Origin of the sequence: Rhizobium indicum (assembly GCF_005862305.2) — a bacterium.
GTDB lineage: Bacteria > Pseudomonadota > Alphaproteobacteria > Rhizobiales > Rhizobiaceae > Rhizobium > Rhizobium indicum.
The window spans coordinates 3,466,167-3,483,041 of record NZ_CP054021.1 but is presented as its reverse complement, the minus strand read 5'-3'; the positions used below and the strand labels follow the sequence as shown (position 1 = coordinate 3,483,041).

Annotated in this window: 17 protein-coding genes; 9 read left to right on the top strand and 8 right to left on the bottom strand. The window is 62.0% G+C overall.

Going from position 1 to position 16,875, the window contains the following annotated elements; translation table 11 throughout:
• Positions 1-20 precede the first annotated feature (20 nt).
• Positions 21-995, top strand: coding sequence for a threonine ammonia-lyase (locus FFM53_RS16940; RefSeq protein ID WP_138390536.1), 975 nt, complete (start codon positions 21-23; stop codon positions 993-995).
• A 67-nt stretch (positions 996-1,062) separates the two neighbouring features.
• On the opposite strand, the gene FFM53_RS16935 is transcribed toward FFM53_RS16940, so the two are convergent.
• Positions 1,063-1,860, bottom strand: coding sequence for an SDR family NAD(P)-dependent oxidoreductase (locus FFM53_RS16935; protein ID WP_138390537.1), 798 nt, complete (start codon positions 1,858-1,860; stop codon positions 1,063-1,065).
• A gap of 127 nt (positions 1,861-1,987) precedes the next feature.
• Here FFM53_RS16935 and FFM53_RS16930 point away from each other — a divergent pair, with 127 nt between their 5' ends.
• Positions 1,988-2,932 (top strand): GlxA family transcriptional regulator, encoded by a 945-nt coding sequence (locus FFM53_RS16930; RefSeq protein ID WP_138390538.1) that lies wholly within the window; start codon positions 1,988-1,990, stop codon positions 2,930-2,932.
• Positions 2,933-2,970: 38 nt separating this feature from the next.
• On the opposite strand, the gene FFM53_RS16925 is transcribed toward FFM53_RS16930, so the two are convergent.
• Together FFM53_RS16925 and FFM53_RS16920 are read right to left on the bottom strand one after the other, a co-directional pair.
• On the bottom strand, positions 2,971-3,777 hold the full coding sequence (locus tag FFM53_RS16925) for a phytanoyl-CoA dioxygenase family protein (protein ID WP_138390539.1): 807 nt from the start codon (positions 3,775-3,777) through the stop codon (positions 2,971-2,973).
• A 230-nt stretch (positions 3,778-4,007) separates the two neighbouring features.
• Complete coding sequence (locus tag FFM53_RS16920) at positions 4,008-4,904, bottom strand: LysR substrate-binding domain-containing protein (RefSeq protein ID WP_138390540.1); 897 nt, start codon at positions 4,902-4,904, stop codon at positions 4,008-4,010.
• 117 nt (positions 4,905-5,021) lie between these two features.
• On the opposite strand from FFM53_RS16920, the gene FFM53_RS16915 reads away from it, so the two are divergent.
• From FFM53_RS16915 to FFM53_RS16905, 3 genes are read left to right on the top strand one after another with little or no spacing between them, the layout of a single operon-like run.
• Complete coding sequence (locus FFM53_RS16915; protein ID WP_138333380.1) at positions 5,022-5,441, top strand: tautomerase family protein; 420 nt, start codon at positions 5,022-5,024, stop codon at positions 5,439-5,441.
• Positions 5,438-5,842: a cupin domain-containing protein gene (locus tag FFM53_RS16910; RefSeq protein WP_138390541.1), complete on the top strand. Its 405-nt coding sequence runs from the start codon at positions 5,438-5,440 to the stop codon at positions 5,840-5,842. Before FFM53_RS16915 ends, FFM53_RS16910 begins: the two co-directional genes overlap by 4 nt.
• The gene (locus FFM53_RS16905; RefSeq protein WP_138390542.1) at positions 5,839-6,396 is read left to right on the top strand and encodes a DUF4865 family protein; all 558 of its coding nucleotides are present in this window, start codon (positions 5,839-5,841) and stop codon (positions 6,394-6,396) included. Before FFM53_RS16910 ends, FFM53_RS16905 begins: the two co-directional genes overlap by 4 nt.
• 2 nt (positions 6,397-6,398) lie before the next feature.
• Here FFM53_RS16905 and FFM53_RS16900 read toward each other — a convergent pair whose 3' ends face one another.
• The 3 genes from FFM53_RS16900 to FFM53_RS16890 form a co-directional block, all read right to left on the bottom strand.
• Entirely contained in the window at positions 6,399-7,034 is a 636-nt protein-coding gene (locus FFM53_RS16900; RefSeq protein WP_138333377.1) for a LysE family translocator, read from the bottom strand.
• 123 nt (positions 7,035-7,157) lie between these two features.
• The gene (pyk, locus tag FFM53_RS16895; protein WP_003542849.1) at positions 7,158-8,597 is read right to left on the bottom strand and encodes a pyruvate kinase; all 1,440 of its coding nucleotides are present in this window, start codon (positions 8,595-8,597) and stop codon (positions 7,158-7,160) included.
• Positions 8,597-9,082, bottom strand: coding sequence for a DUF1036 domain-containing protein (locus FFM53_RS16890; protein WP_011653476.1), 486 nt, complete (start codon positions 9,080-9,082; stop codon positions 8,597-8,599). Before FFM53_RS16890 ends, pyk begins: the two co-directional genes overlap by 1 nt.
• A 201-nt stretch (positions 9,083-9,283) precedes the next feature.
• On the opposite strand from FFM53_RS16890, the gene FFM53_RS16885 reads away from it, so the two are divergent.
• From FFM53_RS16885 to FFM53_RS16875, 3 genes are all read left to right on the top strand, one after another.
• Positions 9,284-10,072 (top strand): N-formylglutamate amidohydrolase, encoded by a 789-nt coding sequence (locus FFM53_RS16885; RefSeq protein ID WP_138390641.1) that lies wholly within the window; start codon positions 9,284-9,286, stop codon positions 10,070-10,072.
• A gap of 15 nt (positions 10,073-10,087) precedes the next feature.
• Positions 10,088-10,393, top strand: coding sequence for a DUF1244 domain-containing protein (locus FFM53_RS16880; RefSeq protein ID WP_003542852.1), 306 nt, complete (start codon positions 10,088-10,090; stop codon positions 10,391-10,393).
• A 91-nt stretch (positions 10,394-10,484) separates the two neighbouring features.
• Positions 10,485-10,748, top strand: a complete 264-nt coding sequence (locus FFM53_RS16875; RefSeq protein WP_062941535.1) for a DUF2312 domain-containing protein — start codon at positions 10,485-10,487, stop codon at positions 10,746-10,748.
• Between the two features lie 153 nt (positions 10,749-10,901).
• Here the strand turns inward: FFM53_RS16875 and FFM53_RS16870 are convergent, their stop codons facing one another.
• Together FFM53_RS16870 and FFM53_RS16865 are read right to left on the bottom strand one after the other, a co-directional pair.
• A complete protein-coding gene (locus FFM53_RS16870; RefSeq protein WP_138390543.1) occupies positions 10,902-12,752 on the bottom strand; it encodes a peptidoglycan L,D-endopeptidase MepK in 1,851 nt (616 codons plus the stop codon).
• A gap of 178 nt (positions 12,753-12,930) precedes the next feature.
• A complete protein-coding gene (locus tag FFM53_RS16865) occupies positions 12,931-14,475 on the bottom strand; it encodes a sigma-54-dependent transcriptional regulator (RefSeq protein WP_041936462.1) in 1,545 nt (514 codons plus the stop codon).
• A 325-nt stretch (positions 14,476-14,800) separates the two neighbouring features.
• On the opposite strand from FFM53_RS16865, the gene FFM53_RS16860 reads away from it, so the two are divergent.
• On the top strand, positions 14,801-16,654 hold the full coding sequence (locus FFM53_RS16860; protein WP_138390544.1) for a M3 family oligoendopeptidase: 1,854 nt from the start codon (positions 14,801-14,803) through the stop codon (positions 16,652-16,654).
• Positions 16,655-16,875: the final 221 nt, after the last annotated feature.

The following is a 16,875-nucleotide window of genomic DNA, read 5'->3' as shown; positions in this document are numbered from 1 at the left end:
GCAAGCAGAAAGATTCCCGAATGGCCAGCATTGAAATGATTGTCGCAGCCCGCGCCCGTCTGCGCGGTCATGCAAGGCGCACGCCGCTTCTCTCCTCCCCTTTCCTCGATGAGATCGCCGGCCGGCGCCTGTTCGTGAAGGCGGAATGCCTGCAGCATTCCGGCTCGTTCAAGTTTCGCGGCGGATGGTCGGCCGTCTCCGGCCTCGATCCGGCGGTGCGCTCGAAGGGCGTCATCGCCTTCTCCTCCGGCAACCACGCCCAGGGCGTTGCGCTTGCGGCCAAGCTGCACAATATCCCCTCCGTCATCATCATGCCGAGCGATGCGCCGAAGCTGAAGATTGCCAACACCCGTGCCTTCGGTGCCGAGGTGGTGCTCTACGACCGCGTCAACGAGGATCGCGACGAGATCGGCGCGAGGCTTTCGGCCGAGCGCGGCCTGACGCTGATCAAGCCCTTCGACGAACCGCTTGTCATCGCCGGTCAGGGCACGACCGGTCTCGAAATCTCCGAGCAGGCGGAAGAGGAAGGCGTGACGTCAGCCGAGGTCCTCGTTCCCTGCGGCGGCGGCGGATTGACCTCTGGCATTGCGCTCGCCCTCGAAGCCAGCGCCCCCGGCTTTCGCGTCCGCCCCTGCGAGCCCAAGGATTTCGATGACACCACCCGTTCGCTCGCCTCCGGCAAGATCGAACGCAACGCGGCGGTGTCAGGCTCGATCTGCGATGCGATCGTCACGCCGCAACCTGGCAATATCACTTTCCCGATCCTCAAGCGCCTCGCCGGCGCCGGCATCGTCGTCACCGACGAGGAGGCGTTGCGCGCCATGGCGCTCGCCTTCACACGGCTGAAGATCGTCGTCGAGCCCGGCGGCGCCGTGGCGCTCGCCGCCGCCCTCTTCCATGGCGATGCCCTGGAAAGCGACACGGTCATAGTGGTCACCTCCGGCGGCAATGTCGATTCCGATATCTTCGCCATGGCTTTGGAACGTTTCGGCTGAACATCGTGTAAGTGAACGCCGTCGACCATCCGCAGCAGCAGCCGCGGATGGTTTCTATCTTTTATAATTACGCGACCTTGTAGCGTTTCGCCGGCGCGGTGCGTGAGAGGTTCGGCATCAATGCCTGACGCGCCTGCTCGTAAGCGGCAAGCAGGCCTGCATCCTCAAGCGAGGGGATCGTTGCAAATTCGCCCTGCTCAAGACCTGCGAGCGACGAATCGACCATATTCTCTGCCGACATCACGATCTCATTCGGCAGATGTTCCACCGGCGTGCCGGCGATGTCCCAGAATTCCGTGGCGGTGGCGCCAGGCAGCACCGCCTGCACGCGGATGTTCTCCTCCGCCAGCTCGTGCTTCAGCGACTGGCTGAAGGCGAGCACGAAGGCTTTCGTACCGCCGTAAACGCCGTTCAGCAGCTCCGGCGCGATCGCGACGATGGACGCAATATTGATGATCGTGCCGCCGCCGCGTGCGACGAACCCCGGCACGGCGGCATAGGTCAGTCGCGTCAGCGCCGTGACGTTGAGCTCGATCATCTCCTGCATCTTTTCGACATCGGCGGAAAGCAGCGGCGCCGTTCCACCGACACCGGCATTGTTGACCAGAAGCGTGATGCTCCGGTCATCCTTCAATACCCCTTCGATGCGGCCGAGATCGGCCCGGTTGCCGAGATCGGCAACGACAGTCTCGACCGTCCGGCCGGTCTCATCGGTCAGCCGGCTTGCCAGCGCCTTCAGCCGCTCGCCGTTGCGGGCAACGAGGATGAGATTGTAACCCTGCTTTGCCAGCCTGTGGGCATAAATTGCGCCGATGCCCGAGGATGCGCCGGTCACCAGCGCCGTACCCTTATGGTCCTGTGTCATGATCCGTCTCCTTGAATACGCCAGCACGATGCCTTGCGCTTGAGGAGAGTCTTACGCCTGATTGTAAATGTCCTGAATGTCATTTATACCACCTTTCAGGACATACTTTTCTCAGGACGCGATGATCATGCAGCAAATCGGCTTTCTGCTTTATCCCGGCTTTCAGATCATGAGCCTGGCGGCCGTCTCCGCCTTCGAGTTCGCCAATCTCGAACTCGAGGAAAAGGTTTACGAGATCCGCTACCTCTCCGAAAATGGTGGGCCGATTGCCAACTCGCTTGGCATGATGATGGAGACGGAGGCCTTCGGCGCCCCGGCTCTCGACACCCTGATCGTGGCGGGCGCGCCCGATATCAGGCTGCCGAATGCCGCAGAAACCGACTTCATCCGCGCCGCCCTGCCCGTCACACGTCGCCTGGCGTCGATCTGCACCGGCGCCTTCTTTCTTGCCGAAGCCGGCATCCTTGACGGCCGCCGCGCCACGACGCACTGGTATGTCTCTCGCGAGCTGCAAAGCCGCTATCCCAAGATAAAGATGGAAGAGGACCGGATCTTCATCATCGACGGTTCCATCTGGACCTCGGCTGGCATGACGGCCGGTCTCGACCTGGCTTTGGCGATGGTCGAGAAGGATCATGGTTTCGAGGTGGCGCGCGCCGTTTCCCGCAAGCTCGTCGTCTATCATCGCCGCTCCGGCGGCCAATCGCAGTTTTCCGCCCTGCTGGAGCTGGAGCCCAAATCAGACCGGATTCAGAAGGCGCTCGCCCACGCCCGCAGCAATCTGAAATCGACGCTTTCGGTCGAGGAGCTGGCGGAAGCCGCCCATCTCAGCCCCCGCCAGTTCAGCCGCGCCTTCCGCGCGGAAACCGGACAATCGCCGGCGAAGGCCGTCGAGAACCTGAGGCTGGAAGCGGCCCGGCTGATGATGGAGCAGGGCCGCCACCCGATCGATGTCGTTGCTCGCGAAACCGGCTTTGCCGATCGCGAGCGCATGCGCCGCGCCTTCCTTCGCGCTTTCGGTCAGCCGCCGCAGGCAATTCGACGCGCCGCCCTGCAGGAACTGCAGATGTGATGCACCCGGCCTTTTGAACCGGATGCATTCTGTCCTCGTTACCGCTCTTGAAGCGCCCGGCGGATTGCGATTTCGACCGGTGAATAGGCACCGTCCTCCCGTTCGAGCCGAAGAGGTTCGAAAGGTGCAAGGCCGGGCTGCGCCATGAAGCGCGGCTGCTTGCCGTGATGCATCTGCGCCGCATGGATGAGGAACGGATGGCACAGATAGACCGTGCCCGCCCGTCCCGTCGCCCACGCCAGCGGCCGCTCTTCCCCGACATGCTCCAGCCAGAGATGGGCCATTCCTCTCTCGCCGGCCGGCTCGAGAAGGCGTGCGATATCCTTGTGCGAACCGACGCGGATACGGGTCGGCGCATCCTCTTGCCCCACATCCGAAAACAGGAAGAGCATCAGCAGCGCCCGCCCGTGCGAGGTGATGTTCACCCGCCAGGCGGAAAAGTCCCGCTGCTCACCCGGATTGGAATCCTCGCCGGGAAAGCTCAGATCGACATGCCAACCGGCATCGCCGGGATCATCGGGATGGGGAAAGCGGACCGGGAAGCTGCCAAGCCCACTGCGTGGCTCCCAGCGACCCTTGCCGACGAGCTGGTCTAAGGCCGAATGCAACACCGGCGTATTGACGGCTTTCTCGAATGGTCCGCCGCCATAGCCGGCAAGCCGCACGACAGGCTGCGTCCACGTCCTTGGATCATCCGCATCGAAGGGAATGTCGCGCCACATGATGGCACGAGCTTCCTTGGCCAATGCGCGGGGAAAAGCGTCGTCGATCCTGACGAAACCGTCCTCGATGAATTGCTCGATCTGCGCAGCACTCAGTGCCGCCGGATAAACATCTGATGTCATGACATATCTCTCTATCGCCAATCCTGCCGGCTCTTTCCTTGGCCAGACGCAGGGTGGTTACAGTCCACGGCGACGCGCCAGCCGCAAAGGCTGGTCAGCGGCCGCATCTTCTGATGCCCGAAGGCAGAGCCTTAGAGGCTCAAGAAGAAGACCGAAGCGATATTGAGGGTGAACGTCTTCATAGCGGTTCGAGGCTACAGGCTTGCGCCCGAAGGGTCAATGCGGAGATGTCAAGCCGACACCTCGCGCAGCGCACCCTGCACGGACTGAAGCACGAGCTCGGCAAGCCGGGCCGCAGCCGGTTGCGGTTCGGCTTCCGCCCGATGCAGGACCAGACCGAGCTTGGGCAAATCCGGCAAGCCGATGGTCTCCGGCGCGAGCGGCCGGACCTTCGCCGGCAGGCCGATCGGCGTGCGGATGGTGAGACCGAGGCCTGCCGCCGTCGCGGCCCAGAGACCGCCGAGACTGGGACTGACGAAGGCGAGCCGCCAGGAGATGCCCGCCTCATCCAGCGCCTTGGTCGCGGCGCTGCGTAACAGACACGGCGCCTCCAGCGAAGCGAGCGGCATCGGCTCACCGCTTGCGGCTTGCCAGGCCGGCTGCCCCTCGGAAGGTCCGATCCAGCGCATCGGCACTTCGCCGATCCGCTCGCAATGCGCCGTCAGCGTGCCGTCACTCCAGGCAAGCGCCAGATCGAGCTTGCCCGATGTGACGCGCTCGAGCAGTTCGGCATTGCGCACCACCCGCGCTTCGATCCGGACCTTCGGATGAGCGCGCGCAAAGCGACCGAGCACATCCGGCAGCAGGCTCTCGCCGAAATCCTCCTGCAGGCCGAGCCGCACCCAGCCTTCCAGCTCGACGCTGTTGACGGCGGCAGCCGCCTCGTCGTTGAGTTCCAGCAGCCGCCTGGCATAACCAAGCATCGTCTCGCCGGCATCGGTCAGCGCCAGTCCGCGCCCCGCCTTACGGAAGATCGGCGTACCCGCCTGCTCCTCCAACTTCTTCAGCTGTGCACTCACTGCCGAGGTCGAACGCCCAAGCCGCTCGGCCGCCTTGGCGAAGTTGCCGAGTTCCATGCCGGTCGAAAAGGTTCGAAGCACATCGAGATCGAAAATCGTCCGTCGCATAATATAGTCCCAATTTTCAGGATCATTGATCCATAAAATTCTGATTTTCAGCATCATCGTGCCGTGCGATGGTTCTGCTGTCAAGGCCGATCGACGGCCTGAACCATGGAGATTCCGATGCCCTTCGTTCGCATTTCCCTTCGCAAAGGCAAGTCGCCGGACTACCTCATGGCACTGGCCGACAACATCCAGCGCGCCCTGGTCGAGACTTTCGACGTGCCCGAAAACGATCGTTTCCAGGCCATCCATCAGCATGACGGGAACGAATTGATCTTCGACCGCAGCTATCTCGCCGGCCTGCGCTCGGACGACTTCGTCTATATCTCGATCACGATCGGCAGGCCTCGCACCGGCGAGATGAAGGCGGCGCTCTATCGGCGGCTCGCCGATCTCCTGGCGCAATCGCCGGGCCTCCGGCCTGAGGATGTGATGATCGTCATCAGCACCAGCGCACCGGAAGACTGGTCCTTCGGCAATGGCATTGCCCAGATGACCGACCCAGACTGGCGGCTTCGTGTGGCTGGAGGCCGGCAATGAGCGCGTCGAAGCCGAAGACCATGACTGTTAAACGCCCCGGCAAGGCAATCCGCTCGCCGGAGGGCGTCGCGACTGCGCCCTTCTGGGTCGAGATGCTGCTCGAAGGCAGCGCCGATGGCGAGAACACCGCGATGCGGGCGACGCTCGATCCCGGCACCATCACCCGTTGGCACACGCATCCCAGGGGTCAGTTGCTCTATGTGCTTTCGGGGCTTGGGTTGGCGCAGAACGATGGCGGCCCGATCGAAACATTGCGTACCGGCGATGCCGTCTGGTTTGCGCCCGGCGAGCGCCACTGGCATGGCGCGGCCGATGACAGCCCCTTCAGCTATATCAGCGTCCAGCCGACGGAAAACGGCAGCGTCGTCGAATGGCTGCAGCCGGTGGAGAGACGGTCATGATCGCCATGCAGTACAGCTTCACCCTGCCCACCGATTACGACATGTCGATCATCGACCGCCGCATCCGCGACAAGGGGCCGATGCTCGACGGCTTTCCCAATCTCGGCTTCAAAGCCTATCTCAGCGCCCGCAAGGGCGAGTTCGGCAGTCGCGACAATCTCTATGCGCCCTTCTATCTCTGGCAGCAGCCGGAAGGAGCGAGCGACTTCCTTTGTGGTCCGGGCTTCGAGACACTGACCGGTGCCTTCGGCTGGCCGCGGGTGAGGACTTGGATCGTCTGGCGGTCGGAAGTCTCATCCGACATCGCCGCAGCCAGGTTCGCCACACGCGATATCCTGCAAACCGAGCCCTACGCACCGCTCGCCGACATTCGCCGCGTCGAAAGCGTGGCGGCCGAAGCCGACCTGGCGACAGGCGGCGCACTCGCCTCCGTCTCCGGCTTCGAACCGACGACCTGGACGCGGGTACGCTTCAGACTGTGGCGAGAAATTCCCGAGATCGGCGAGCAGACGCAGGCCTATCGCGTCGGCCATCTATCCCTGGCTCGACCCTAACCTCAAACGGTTGCCCGGCGATAGAAGGCCAGCGAGCCGGCGAGCGCCAGCAGCGCGCCACCGCAGGCCCGCTCCAACCACATGGCGCCTGAGGTTTTCAGGAAACGCACCGCCTGCGAACCGAAGAAGGCGTAGCCGAACATGATGAGGAAATCGAGCGCGGCAAAGACAAGGGCGAGCAGCATATATTGCGTCGCCTGCGGCATGGTCGGATCGATGAATTGGGGCAGGAAGGCCGAGAAGAACAGGTAGCCCTTCGGATTGGTCGCCGCGACCATGAAACTCTTCAGTCCGATCGAGAAGGGCGATGTCGCACTCGCAGGCGCTCCGGACTTCAACGCCGCATCGATCGTGCCCTTCGAACGCAGCAGCATGATGCCGAGAAAAGCGAGATAGGCGGCACCCGCCCATTTCAGCATCGAGAACCAGAATTCCGATGCAGCGAGCAGCGCACCGAGCCCGATCGCGACGGCGCCGATCAGCACGAAATCGGACAGCACCGCGCCGATCATGCCGGCAACTGCGCGGCGCAGACCGTGCCGAGAGCCGTTGGTCAGCGCCAACAGCACTGTCGGCCCCGGAGTCGCGATACCAACGAAGGAAACGGCCGCAAAAGCCAGAAGCGTGACGATATCCATGATGCTCCTCCGAACCCAGGGAAGCGAAACTTGCACGCACCGCAGCCCTTGGCAATACCGCCCCATCAACGAAAAAGCCCGCCGCCTCTTCAGGCAGCGGGCGTTCGACGAGATGCGATCGGATCAGACGCCGCTCTGGCCGTCGGAGCCGATATAGGCGATGCGGATCATGTTGGTGGCGCCGGGCGTGCCGAGCGGCACACCGGCCGAGATGATGATGCGGTCGCCCGGCTTGCCGAAGCCTTCGTCGGCGACGATCCGGCAGGCGCGGTTGACCATGTCGTCGAGATCGGTCGCGTCATGGGTGACGACGCAATGCAGGCCCCAGACGACGGCAAGACGGCGCGCCGTCTTGATGATCGGCGACAGCGCCAGGATCGGCACCTGCGGACGCTCGCGCGAGGCACGAAGGCCTGTGGTGCCCGACGAGGTGTAACAGACGATCGCCGACAGCTTCAGCGTTTCGGCGATCTGACGGGCGGCCAGCGAGATCGCATCGGCACCGGTCGCTTCCGGCTGGGCACGCTGGGCATAGATGATGCCGGGATAATGCGGCTCGCGCTCGATGGCGGTGGCAATCGACGCCATCGTCGTGACAGCTTCGACGGGATAGTCGCCCGAGGCCGATTCGGCCGAGAGCATGACGGCATCCGCACCTTCGAAGACGGCGGTCGCGACGTCGGAAACTTCGGCGCGTGTCGGCACCGGCGCGGAGATCATCGATTCCAACATCTGCGTGGCAACGACCACCGGCTTGCCCGAACGACGGCAGGCGCGGATCAGCTGCTTCTGGATACCGGGAACCGATTCGAGCGGCATTTCGACGCCGAGATCGCCGCGCGCGACCATCAATGCATCGGAAAGTTCGATAATTTCCTCGATGCGCTCGAGAGCCTGCGGCTTTTCGATCTTCGACATCAGGCCGACGCGGCCACGGGCGATCTTGCGCACTTCGGCAAGGTCGTCGGGACGCTGGACGAAGGAAAGCGCCACCCAGTCGACATCGTCGGTGGCAAGCACTGCGTCGAGATCGGCGCGATCCTTGTCCGTCAGCGCGCCGACGCCGAGCAGCGTGTCGGGAAGGCTGACGCCCTTGCGGTCGGAGATGCGCGTGCCCGAAATAACAGTCGTGACGATGCTCTTGCCGTCGCATTTTTCTGCGCGCAGGGCGAGCTTGCCGTCATCGATCAGCAGACGGTGGCCGGGCTGTACCGACTCCAGGATCTCGGGGTGCGGCAGATAGACGCGGTTCTGGTCGCCGAGGGCTTCGTTGTTGTCGAGCGTGAAGGTCTGGCCGGGCTTCAGATCCACCTTGCCGTCGACGAACTTGCCGACACGCAGTTTCGGTCCCTGCAGGTCGGCGAGAATGCCGATCGGCCGGCCGGAGCGCGCCTCGACCGAGCGGATGCGCTGGATGAGCATACGCATCATGTCGTGGCTCGCATGGCTCATATTGATGCGGAAGACATCGGCACCAGCCTGGTGCAGCTTCTCGATCATCGATTCCTCGGAGGAGGCTGGCCCGAGGGTGGCGAGGATTTTAACTTTGCGATTACGCTTCATCAATTCTGGCTTTCTTGCGTCCCTGGGGTGTCGGAGAGTTGAACCATCCAGCTACCCTGGCGGCCCGTATCATATTCCTTGAATCCCATCTTCTGGTAACCGCGGGCATAACAATCCTGCACACCCGAGATCTTGAATTCATTTTCCGCCACGCACATCTGCACGTCACCCGTCCATCGTCCTCCCCGGGCGGCGTCCTCTGCGTAGAGGTAATAATAACGCGACTGCAATTCTCCCTCGATCAGCGTGGCGCAGGTCGTTGCCGGCACCTGCCACCAGCCCTCCGTCACCCAGCCATCCTTGGCCCGGTATCCGATCGCAACGCCGACGAGATTCTGTGTTCCGTTGCAGACGCGAAAATCGGCGCGTGCGGCATCTGCGATGAAAAACGGCATGGCGGCTGCAAGAGCGAACAGAGCGAGACGGACCAGCGGTCCGGACCGCGTGAGGAAACTTGGCGCGGCTTGGATCAACACGGCTCCCAAATAGCTCCACGGTTATTCGTATCCGTGTCTTCTTGCGCCGCCGTCAAGCGAAAGTCAACGCAATGCTAATCGATTATATTTCCTTTCATAACCACCGTCGAGGGTCCGACTCAACCTCTCCCCACCCTGCCGCGCTTGAACCTGCCGCAGGTGCATGCGATCACTGCGCCCGACGGCGCAATGACAAACGGCAATTCCCTGATGGACGACTTCCAATCCTTCGAAATCCTATCCGGCAAACATGACAAAGGCATGGTGATCCTCGCAGATCACGCGATGAACCGCCTTCCCGCGCGATATGGCCGGCTCGGACTGCCCGAGGCGGCCTTCGCCCGCCACATCGCCTATGACATCGGCATCGAGGGACTGACTCGGCAGCTTTCGGCGAAGCTCGGCGTTCCTGCCGTGCTCGGCGGCTTTTCGCGTCTGCTGATCGATCCGAATCGCGGCGAAGACGATCCGACGCTGATCATGAAGATCTCCGACGGCGCCGTCATATCAGGCAATCATCCGATCACACCGCAGGAGTGGGACTACCGCATCGAAACCTTCCACCGCCCCTATCACGACGCTGTCGCCGCAACGATCGACAGCGTGGCGAATGCCACCGGCAGGGCGCCCCTGGTGCTGTCGCTGCACTCCTTCACGCCGGCCTGGAAAGGCATTCCCCGTCCGTGGCACGCCGCCGTGCTCTGGGATAGCGACCATCGCGCCGTCGGCCCGCTGCTCGACATGCTGCGCGCCGACCCCGATCTCGCCGTTGGCGACAACGAACCCTATGACGGCGCACTGAAGGGCGATACCATGTACCGCCATTGCATGATCACAGGCATTCCGCATGCGCTGCTCGAGGTGCGGCAGGACCTGATCGGAGACGAGACCGGCATATCAGCATGGGCCGAACGCCTGGCACCGATCTTTGTGGCGATGAATGCCGATCCCGCCTTGCACGGATACGACGTCCACCTGTCACGCACCGGCCCCTATTGAAAGAAAGGAAGCAAGATGACCGCGCTCAGCAAGGAACAACAGACCGAATTCGAAGCTGCCGCCTTCCGCCGCCTCGTCGCACATCTTCGTGAGCGCAGCGACGTTCAGAACATCGATCTGATGAATCTGGCCGGCTTCTGCCGCAACTGCCTGTCGAACTGGTATCGCGAAGCCGCCGAGGCCGAAGGTGTCCCGGTTACCAGGGACGAATCGCGCGAAATGGTCTATGGCATGTCCTATGAGGACTGGAAGAATCTTCACCAGAACGAGGCGTCGCCTGTGCAAAAGGCTGCTTTTGAACTGAACAATCCACACAAATAGCGTGGCTGGCCGCGAACAGGCTTGACCGTGACGTCGCTTCGCGGCAGTCACTGGCATCCAAAATTGATCACCGAAAAACCAGGAGAACACGATGTCTGATGCTCATGGCGTCGCCCGCGATCAGCTTCGCGCTTTCATCGAGCGCATTGAACGGCTGGAAGAAGAAAAGAAGACCATCGCCGACGACATCAAGGACGTCTATGGCGAAGCCAAGGGAATGGGCTTCGATACCAAGATCCTGAAGAAGGTCGTGGCGCTGCGCAAGAAGGACGAGCAGGAACGCATGGAAGAGGAAGCAATCCTCGACACCTACCTGCTCGCGCTCGGCATGATCGAGTCGCCGCCGGAGGCCTGATCCGCCCACATCGCCGATATCGACAAGCCGCCGGGCCTTTCGGCGGCTTTTCTTTTGCGCGCAAGGCGGAACGGCCATCTCGCTCCATCGAAACAGCAAAAAGAAAAACCGCCGGATCGCTCCGGCGGTTTCGACATTCCGTAATCGGCAGGCTCAGTTCGTGTTGAACTTGCGCACTTCCATGAAATTCACAGCCGTGCCGCTGAAGCGGGCCGGGTCGACCGAAGCGGTCTTGACGTTGAAGCCCTCGGCATAGACGGCGGTCGGCTGGGCGCGCATCGTCTGGCTGACGAACCGCGGCGCCTTGACCTGCTTGGAGGCCATTTCCAGGCGGGCATTGGTGAGCGCCCACTGCGAGATCATCTTTTCCGTCAGCTTCGGCTCAGTGCGCACCGTCGTGCGGCTGGCATCCGCTGCAGCGGCTTCCTTATGTGTCGGGCGACCACCCTTGGCGGGAAGCCCCTGCGCCACGGCGCTTTCGACAGCCGGTTCGTCGAAGCCGTCGCCAAAGCTAGCCGTTTTGGTCATCGGCGCCAACGCCGCGAGTTCGAGCGGTGGCTTTGCGGCAGCCGCCTTTTGCGTCATCGCGGCGTTGATGGCCTGCTCGACCGTCTGCGGCGCCGCCCTGGACGCGATCTGCCTTTCCGCATCCTCGTTCCGCTGCTGGTCGAGCGCATCGGCGACCGCAGGAGAGAGCGCGTCCTGGTCGGCTTCGTCGGCGTCTGCCTCCGGATCGGCATCGGCCGCTGCAAGAAGGTTCTCGGCAACGGAAGGGCGTTCGATCGGCGTCGGAACCGGCAGCGCATTCGCGCCCGTCAGCACGGGATCGGTCGACGCAACCTCGGCGTCGCCAGGCGCGCGGCGCTGACCGAGAAGCGAGGGAACCGGAATGCTGTAGGCGCTGAGATCGGCGAACTGCTGCGGCTGGGCCTGATCGGCCGGAATGGCCGCCGCAAGAGCCTGCTGTGCGGCATTACCCGAAGGCGGCGCGACGAGTGCATTCGCCACTTCGCTGGCCGCCGGCTGGTTGCTGAATGCGGGGCGAACCTGCGGCACCGGCGCGTTCAAATCGGCGACTTCGGTCTGCTGCGGCTCAGCAGGAGCAGGCTCGGCCTTAGGCGGCGTCGCCTTGGCGACGGCGACAGGCGTGGAATCATCCGACTCGTCTTCCTGCTCGTCCGCTCCGCCGCCAAAGAGCGCGGCAAACAGCGTCTTGTGCTTCGGCGCTGCCGATTCGGAAGCGCTGGCGATCTGAATCTGCGTGCCGCTGGCGCGGCGCTTGTAGTCGGCCATCGCCTGCTGGTAGCCCGGCAGCGGCTTGCCGTCGGCCGGAATATGGATGGTGTTGCCGTTGGGGAAAAGCCTGACGAGTTCGTCGCGGCTCATGCGCGGCCAGGCGCGAACGCCGCCGACATCCATATGCACGAAGGGCGAGCCCGATTTCGGATAGAAGCCGACGCCGCCGACCTGCATCTTCATGCCGATGCCGCGCAACGTCGCGAGTTTGACGTCGGGAATGAAGAAGTCCATCGCCTTGCCGAGCATATGCTGGCTCTTTTCGGCGACGCCGGATTTGCGCGAGCGGCCGCGCAGCATCTCGTTGGTCCCCGGCGAGCGGAAGCCGCAGACGACGTTGATGTAATCCCTCGAACCGCTCTGGCGATAGACTTCCCAGATCAGGTCGAACAGGCGCGGGTCCATCTTCGTCGGCTGGTTCTTGCGCCAATCGCGCAGGAAGCGGTTCAGCTGCTCCAGACCCTTGGGGTCGAACTTGCCGTTACGCTTGTAGGTGATGACGGCTTTTTCGCCGGTATGAATGAAATAGAGCTTGAGGCTGCGGGTGTCGCCCGCTGCCTGCGAAGGCGTACCAACGAATACCGGTGAGGAAACCGCGAGCGCAAGAAGGGCGGCCGCTACCGTCCTTATTGCCTTTCCGCAAATGTCGGCGCACAACAAACGCCAGCTCAAGCGCGAAGGCTTGGAATTCCCATTCAGATTCGGCAACTCGATCCCCGTCAGACAGACAATGTCCCGTACTGTCTCAGATGACTGTCAAATGCGGTCACACGATGGCAAAAATGCCACACATGATCAACCTTTTCTTTACATAGTGAACGCGCCACTAACAAGTGGTTTATGACTAGTAACAAAACGTGGTTGCCTTAATCTTAAGGAAAAGCGCTTAAGCCGCATCTTTCTGGGGATTGTCAGGGTCTATGCCGTAGTCCTTGAGCTTGCGATAAAGTGTGGATCGGCCGATGCCAAGTTTGCGCGCTACTTGACTCATCTGCCCGCGATAGAATTTGAGCGCGAATCGGATGAGTTCCTCCTCGACATCGGCAAGCTTGCGCACGTCTCCGGCAGGATTGACGCTGGCGATCGCGTTTTCCGAGGCCTCGGACAGGCGGTGGTGCACCTCTCCCGACATCGACGCCCTGAAGTCCTCGCCATAGCCATTGTCAGGATCGAGGCCGGTATTGTCGGCAACTAGTGCCAGGTGATCCACCACGTCATATTCCGGAAGCTGGGCGGCGATCTGCGGGAAATCAGCCTCGGTCAACTCAGGTCCTTCGGCCAGAACGACCGCGCGGAAGATCGCGTTTTCGAGCTGGCGGATATTACCCGGCCAGTCATAGGCGGTCAGCAAAGCCAGCGTGCCGGCATTCACCGTCATGCGGCGGCCGTTCTTCTGCTCGCTGGAGAAGCGGTCGGCAAAGACGCGCACCAGATGCGGAATGTCTTCCTTGCGTTTGCGCAGCGCCGGAATGGTGATCGGGAAGACGTTGAGGCGATAGTAGAGATCCTCGCGGAAATGGCCGTTCTTGACCTCCTCGATCAGATCCTTGTTGGTCGCCGAGATCAGCCGGACATTGACCTTGTGCGCGGTGCGGGCACCGACGGTCTCGATCTCGCCCTGCTGCACGGCACGCAGAAGCTTCACCTGCACCTCGAGCGGCAGATCGCCGATCTCGTCGAGGAAGATGGTGCCGCCATCGGCTTCCATGAATTTGCCGATATGACGCTCGGTCGCGCCGGTAAACGCGCCCTTCTCGTGACCGAAGAGAATGCTTTCGACCAGATTATGCGGGATCGCCCCGCAATTGACCGTGACGAAGGGCTTGTTCGAGCGGTCGCCGCCGGACTGGATGGCGCGCGCCACCAGTTCCTTGCCGACGCCGGATTCGCCTTCGAGCACGACCGGAATGTTGGACTGAGCCGCCCGCTGGGCGAGATCGATGACACGGAGCATCGCCGGGCTTGCCGAGACGATATCGTCGAAGCCAACCGAGCCTGAGCGCGACCGGCGTCCGGCCCGCGCCTTCACCTCGCGCTGGTCGAGCTTCATCGCGTTCGAGATCGAAGTGGCGATGCGTTCGGGCGAGACCGGCTTGACGACGAAATCGAAGGCGCCGGCGCGCATCGCCTGCACCACCGTTTCGATGCCACCCTGCCCCGTCTGCACGATGACAGGGATCTGCGTGCCGAATTCGTGAAGCGCATCGAGGAATTCGAGGCCGGTCATCTCCGGCATCATCAAGTCGAGCACGATGACGTTGAAAAGGCCGCTGTCGCGTTTGACCATTTCCAGGCCGATGCGGCCATTTTCCGCCTGGTGCACGACATGGCCGTGACGCTCGATTGCGTTCTTGAGCAGGCGGCGCTGCACGGGGTCGTCCTCGACCACGAGGATTTGCCCTGCTCCCTTGAGCTCATTGTAACCGGTCATTGTCGCCTCACTTCATGCGAAACCATAAAGCGCACTCTGACAGCAAGGCTTGAACATCCAGTTTTGAGAAACAATTGCATTTTAACGATTGCGACGAGCGGTTTTCGTGCCGAAGCGAGGCCTTTCATACGCCGAAAACCCCTTGATGCCGGGCGTTAGCACGCTTACAGCGCCGCGCGTCTTTTCAGACGCGCAAAGGACGCTGTAACACTTTCAATCGACGCATCGTGCTTTCCGAAAATCGATTCCGATTTTCGGGCCGATGCGGTAGACAAGCTGACCTGTTACGGCAGACCTGTTATAAAAGTGGAGAGGAATTGCGCTCATGAAAAACAAGCTCCCGCACGCCGGCCTTCTTCTATCGGCGGCAGCGCCAGCTGGGGCCGCCGATGCGGCGCTCGGCGATCTGCCGGTCTGGAAGCTGCAGGATCTTTATCCCTCCGCCACCTCCACCGCCTTCGTCGCCGACATGGAAAAGGCCGGCAAGGCCGCGATCGCCTTTGAAGAAAAGTGGAAGGGCACACTCACTGCGGCGGCGGCGAAGACCGGCGCTGAGGGCATCGGCGCGGCACTGAAGGAATATGAGGCACTGGACGACATCATCGGCCGTCTCGGCTCCTTTGCCGGCCTCACCTATTTCTCCGACACCACCAATCCGATAAACGGCAAGCTCTACGGCGACGTACAGGCCAAGATCACCGAATTTTCCGGCCATCTCCTGTTCTTCGCGCTGGAACTGAACCGCATCGACGACGCGGTGATCGACGCCTGCATGGCGAATGATCCCGCCGCCGGACATTATCGCCCTTGGCTGCTCGACCTCAGGAAGGACAAGCCCTATCAGCTCGACGACAGGCTGGAACAGCTCTTCCTCGAGAAGTCGATGACCTCGGCCGCCGCCTTTAACCGCCTCTTCGACGAAACCATGGCGGAACTTCGCTACGACATCGATGGCGAGAAAGTGCCGCTCGAAGTGGCGTTGAACAAGCTGCAGGAAAAGGATCCGGAAGTACGCCGCAAGGCAGCTATGGCGCTCGCCGAAACCTTCAAGGCGAATATCCGCACCTTTACGCTGATTACTAACACGCTTGCCAAGGACAAGGAGATCGCCGACCGCTGGCGCGGCTTCGAGGACATCGCAGACAGCCGACACCTGGCAAATCGCGTCGAGCGCGAGGTCGTCGATGCGCTGGCCGCAGCCGTCCGCGAAGCCTATCCCCGCCTTTCGCATCGCTATTACAAGATGAAGGCGAAATGGCTCGGCATGGAGCAGATGAATTTCTGGGACCGCAACGCGCCTCTTCCGGAAACCTCCAGTGCCATCATCTCCTGGCCGGAGGCGAAGGACACGGTGCTTTCGGCTTATGGCAATTTTGCCCCCGAGATGGCTGATATCGCCAGGCGGTTCTTCGACGAACAGTGGATCGATGCTCCGGTTCGTGCCGGCAAGGCGCCCGGCGCCTTCGCCCATCCGACGGTTCCCTCCGCCCATCCCTATGTGCTCGTCAATTATATGGGCAAGCCGCGCGATGTGATGACCCTTGCCCATGAACTCGGGCACGGCGTGCATCAGGTTCTCGCCGGTGCGCAAGGGGCGCTGATGTGCCAGACGCCGCTGACGCTTGCCGAAACCGCTTCCGTCTTCGGCGAGATGCTGACCTTCCGCGCCCTTCTGCAAAAGACCACCGATACGCGCGAACGCAAGGCGATGCTCGCCCAGAAGGTCGAGGACATGATCAACACGGTCGTGCGCCAGATCGCCTTCTACGAATTCGAGCGCAAGCTGCACACCGCCCGCAAGGCTGGAGAACTCACTGCCGACGATATCGGTGAACTCTGGCTCTCCGTCCAGTCGGAGAGCCTTGGGCCGGCGATCAGCATTTCCGAGGGATACGAGACTTACTGGGCCTATATCCCCCACTTCATCCACTCGCCCTTCTATGTCTACGCCTATGCCTTCGGCGATTGCCTGGTGAATTCGCTCTATGCCGTCTACCAGAAGTCCGAGAAGGGCTTTCAGGAGAAGTATTTCGAACTGCTGAGGGCCGGCGGCACCAAGCATCACTCGGAACTGTTGAAGCCTTTCGGCCTCGATGCCACCGATCCGTCGTTCTGGAGCCAGGGCCTGTCGATGATCGAAGGGCTGATCGACGAGTTGGAAGCGTTGGATAAGGGCTGAGAGCCCCGACCATGACTTGAAAGAACGAACGCTATGATGGGACCGTTGTTACGCTTGATACATTGACCGCATTCTGCAATGTCCACGAGGACCCATGACGGCAGCCCACTCTCCCTCATTCCTGTGCTCGTCACAGGAATCCAGCGCGCCCAAGTCCTTGGGCGCCGGAGACTCTTTATCTGTCGGACATGAGTCATTCACGGCGCAGACGCGCCGTGGCT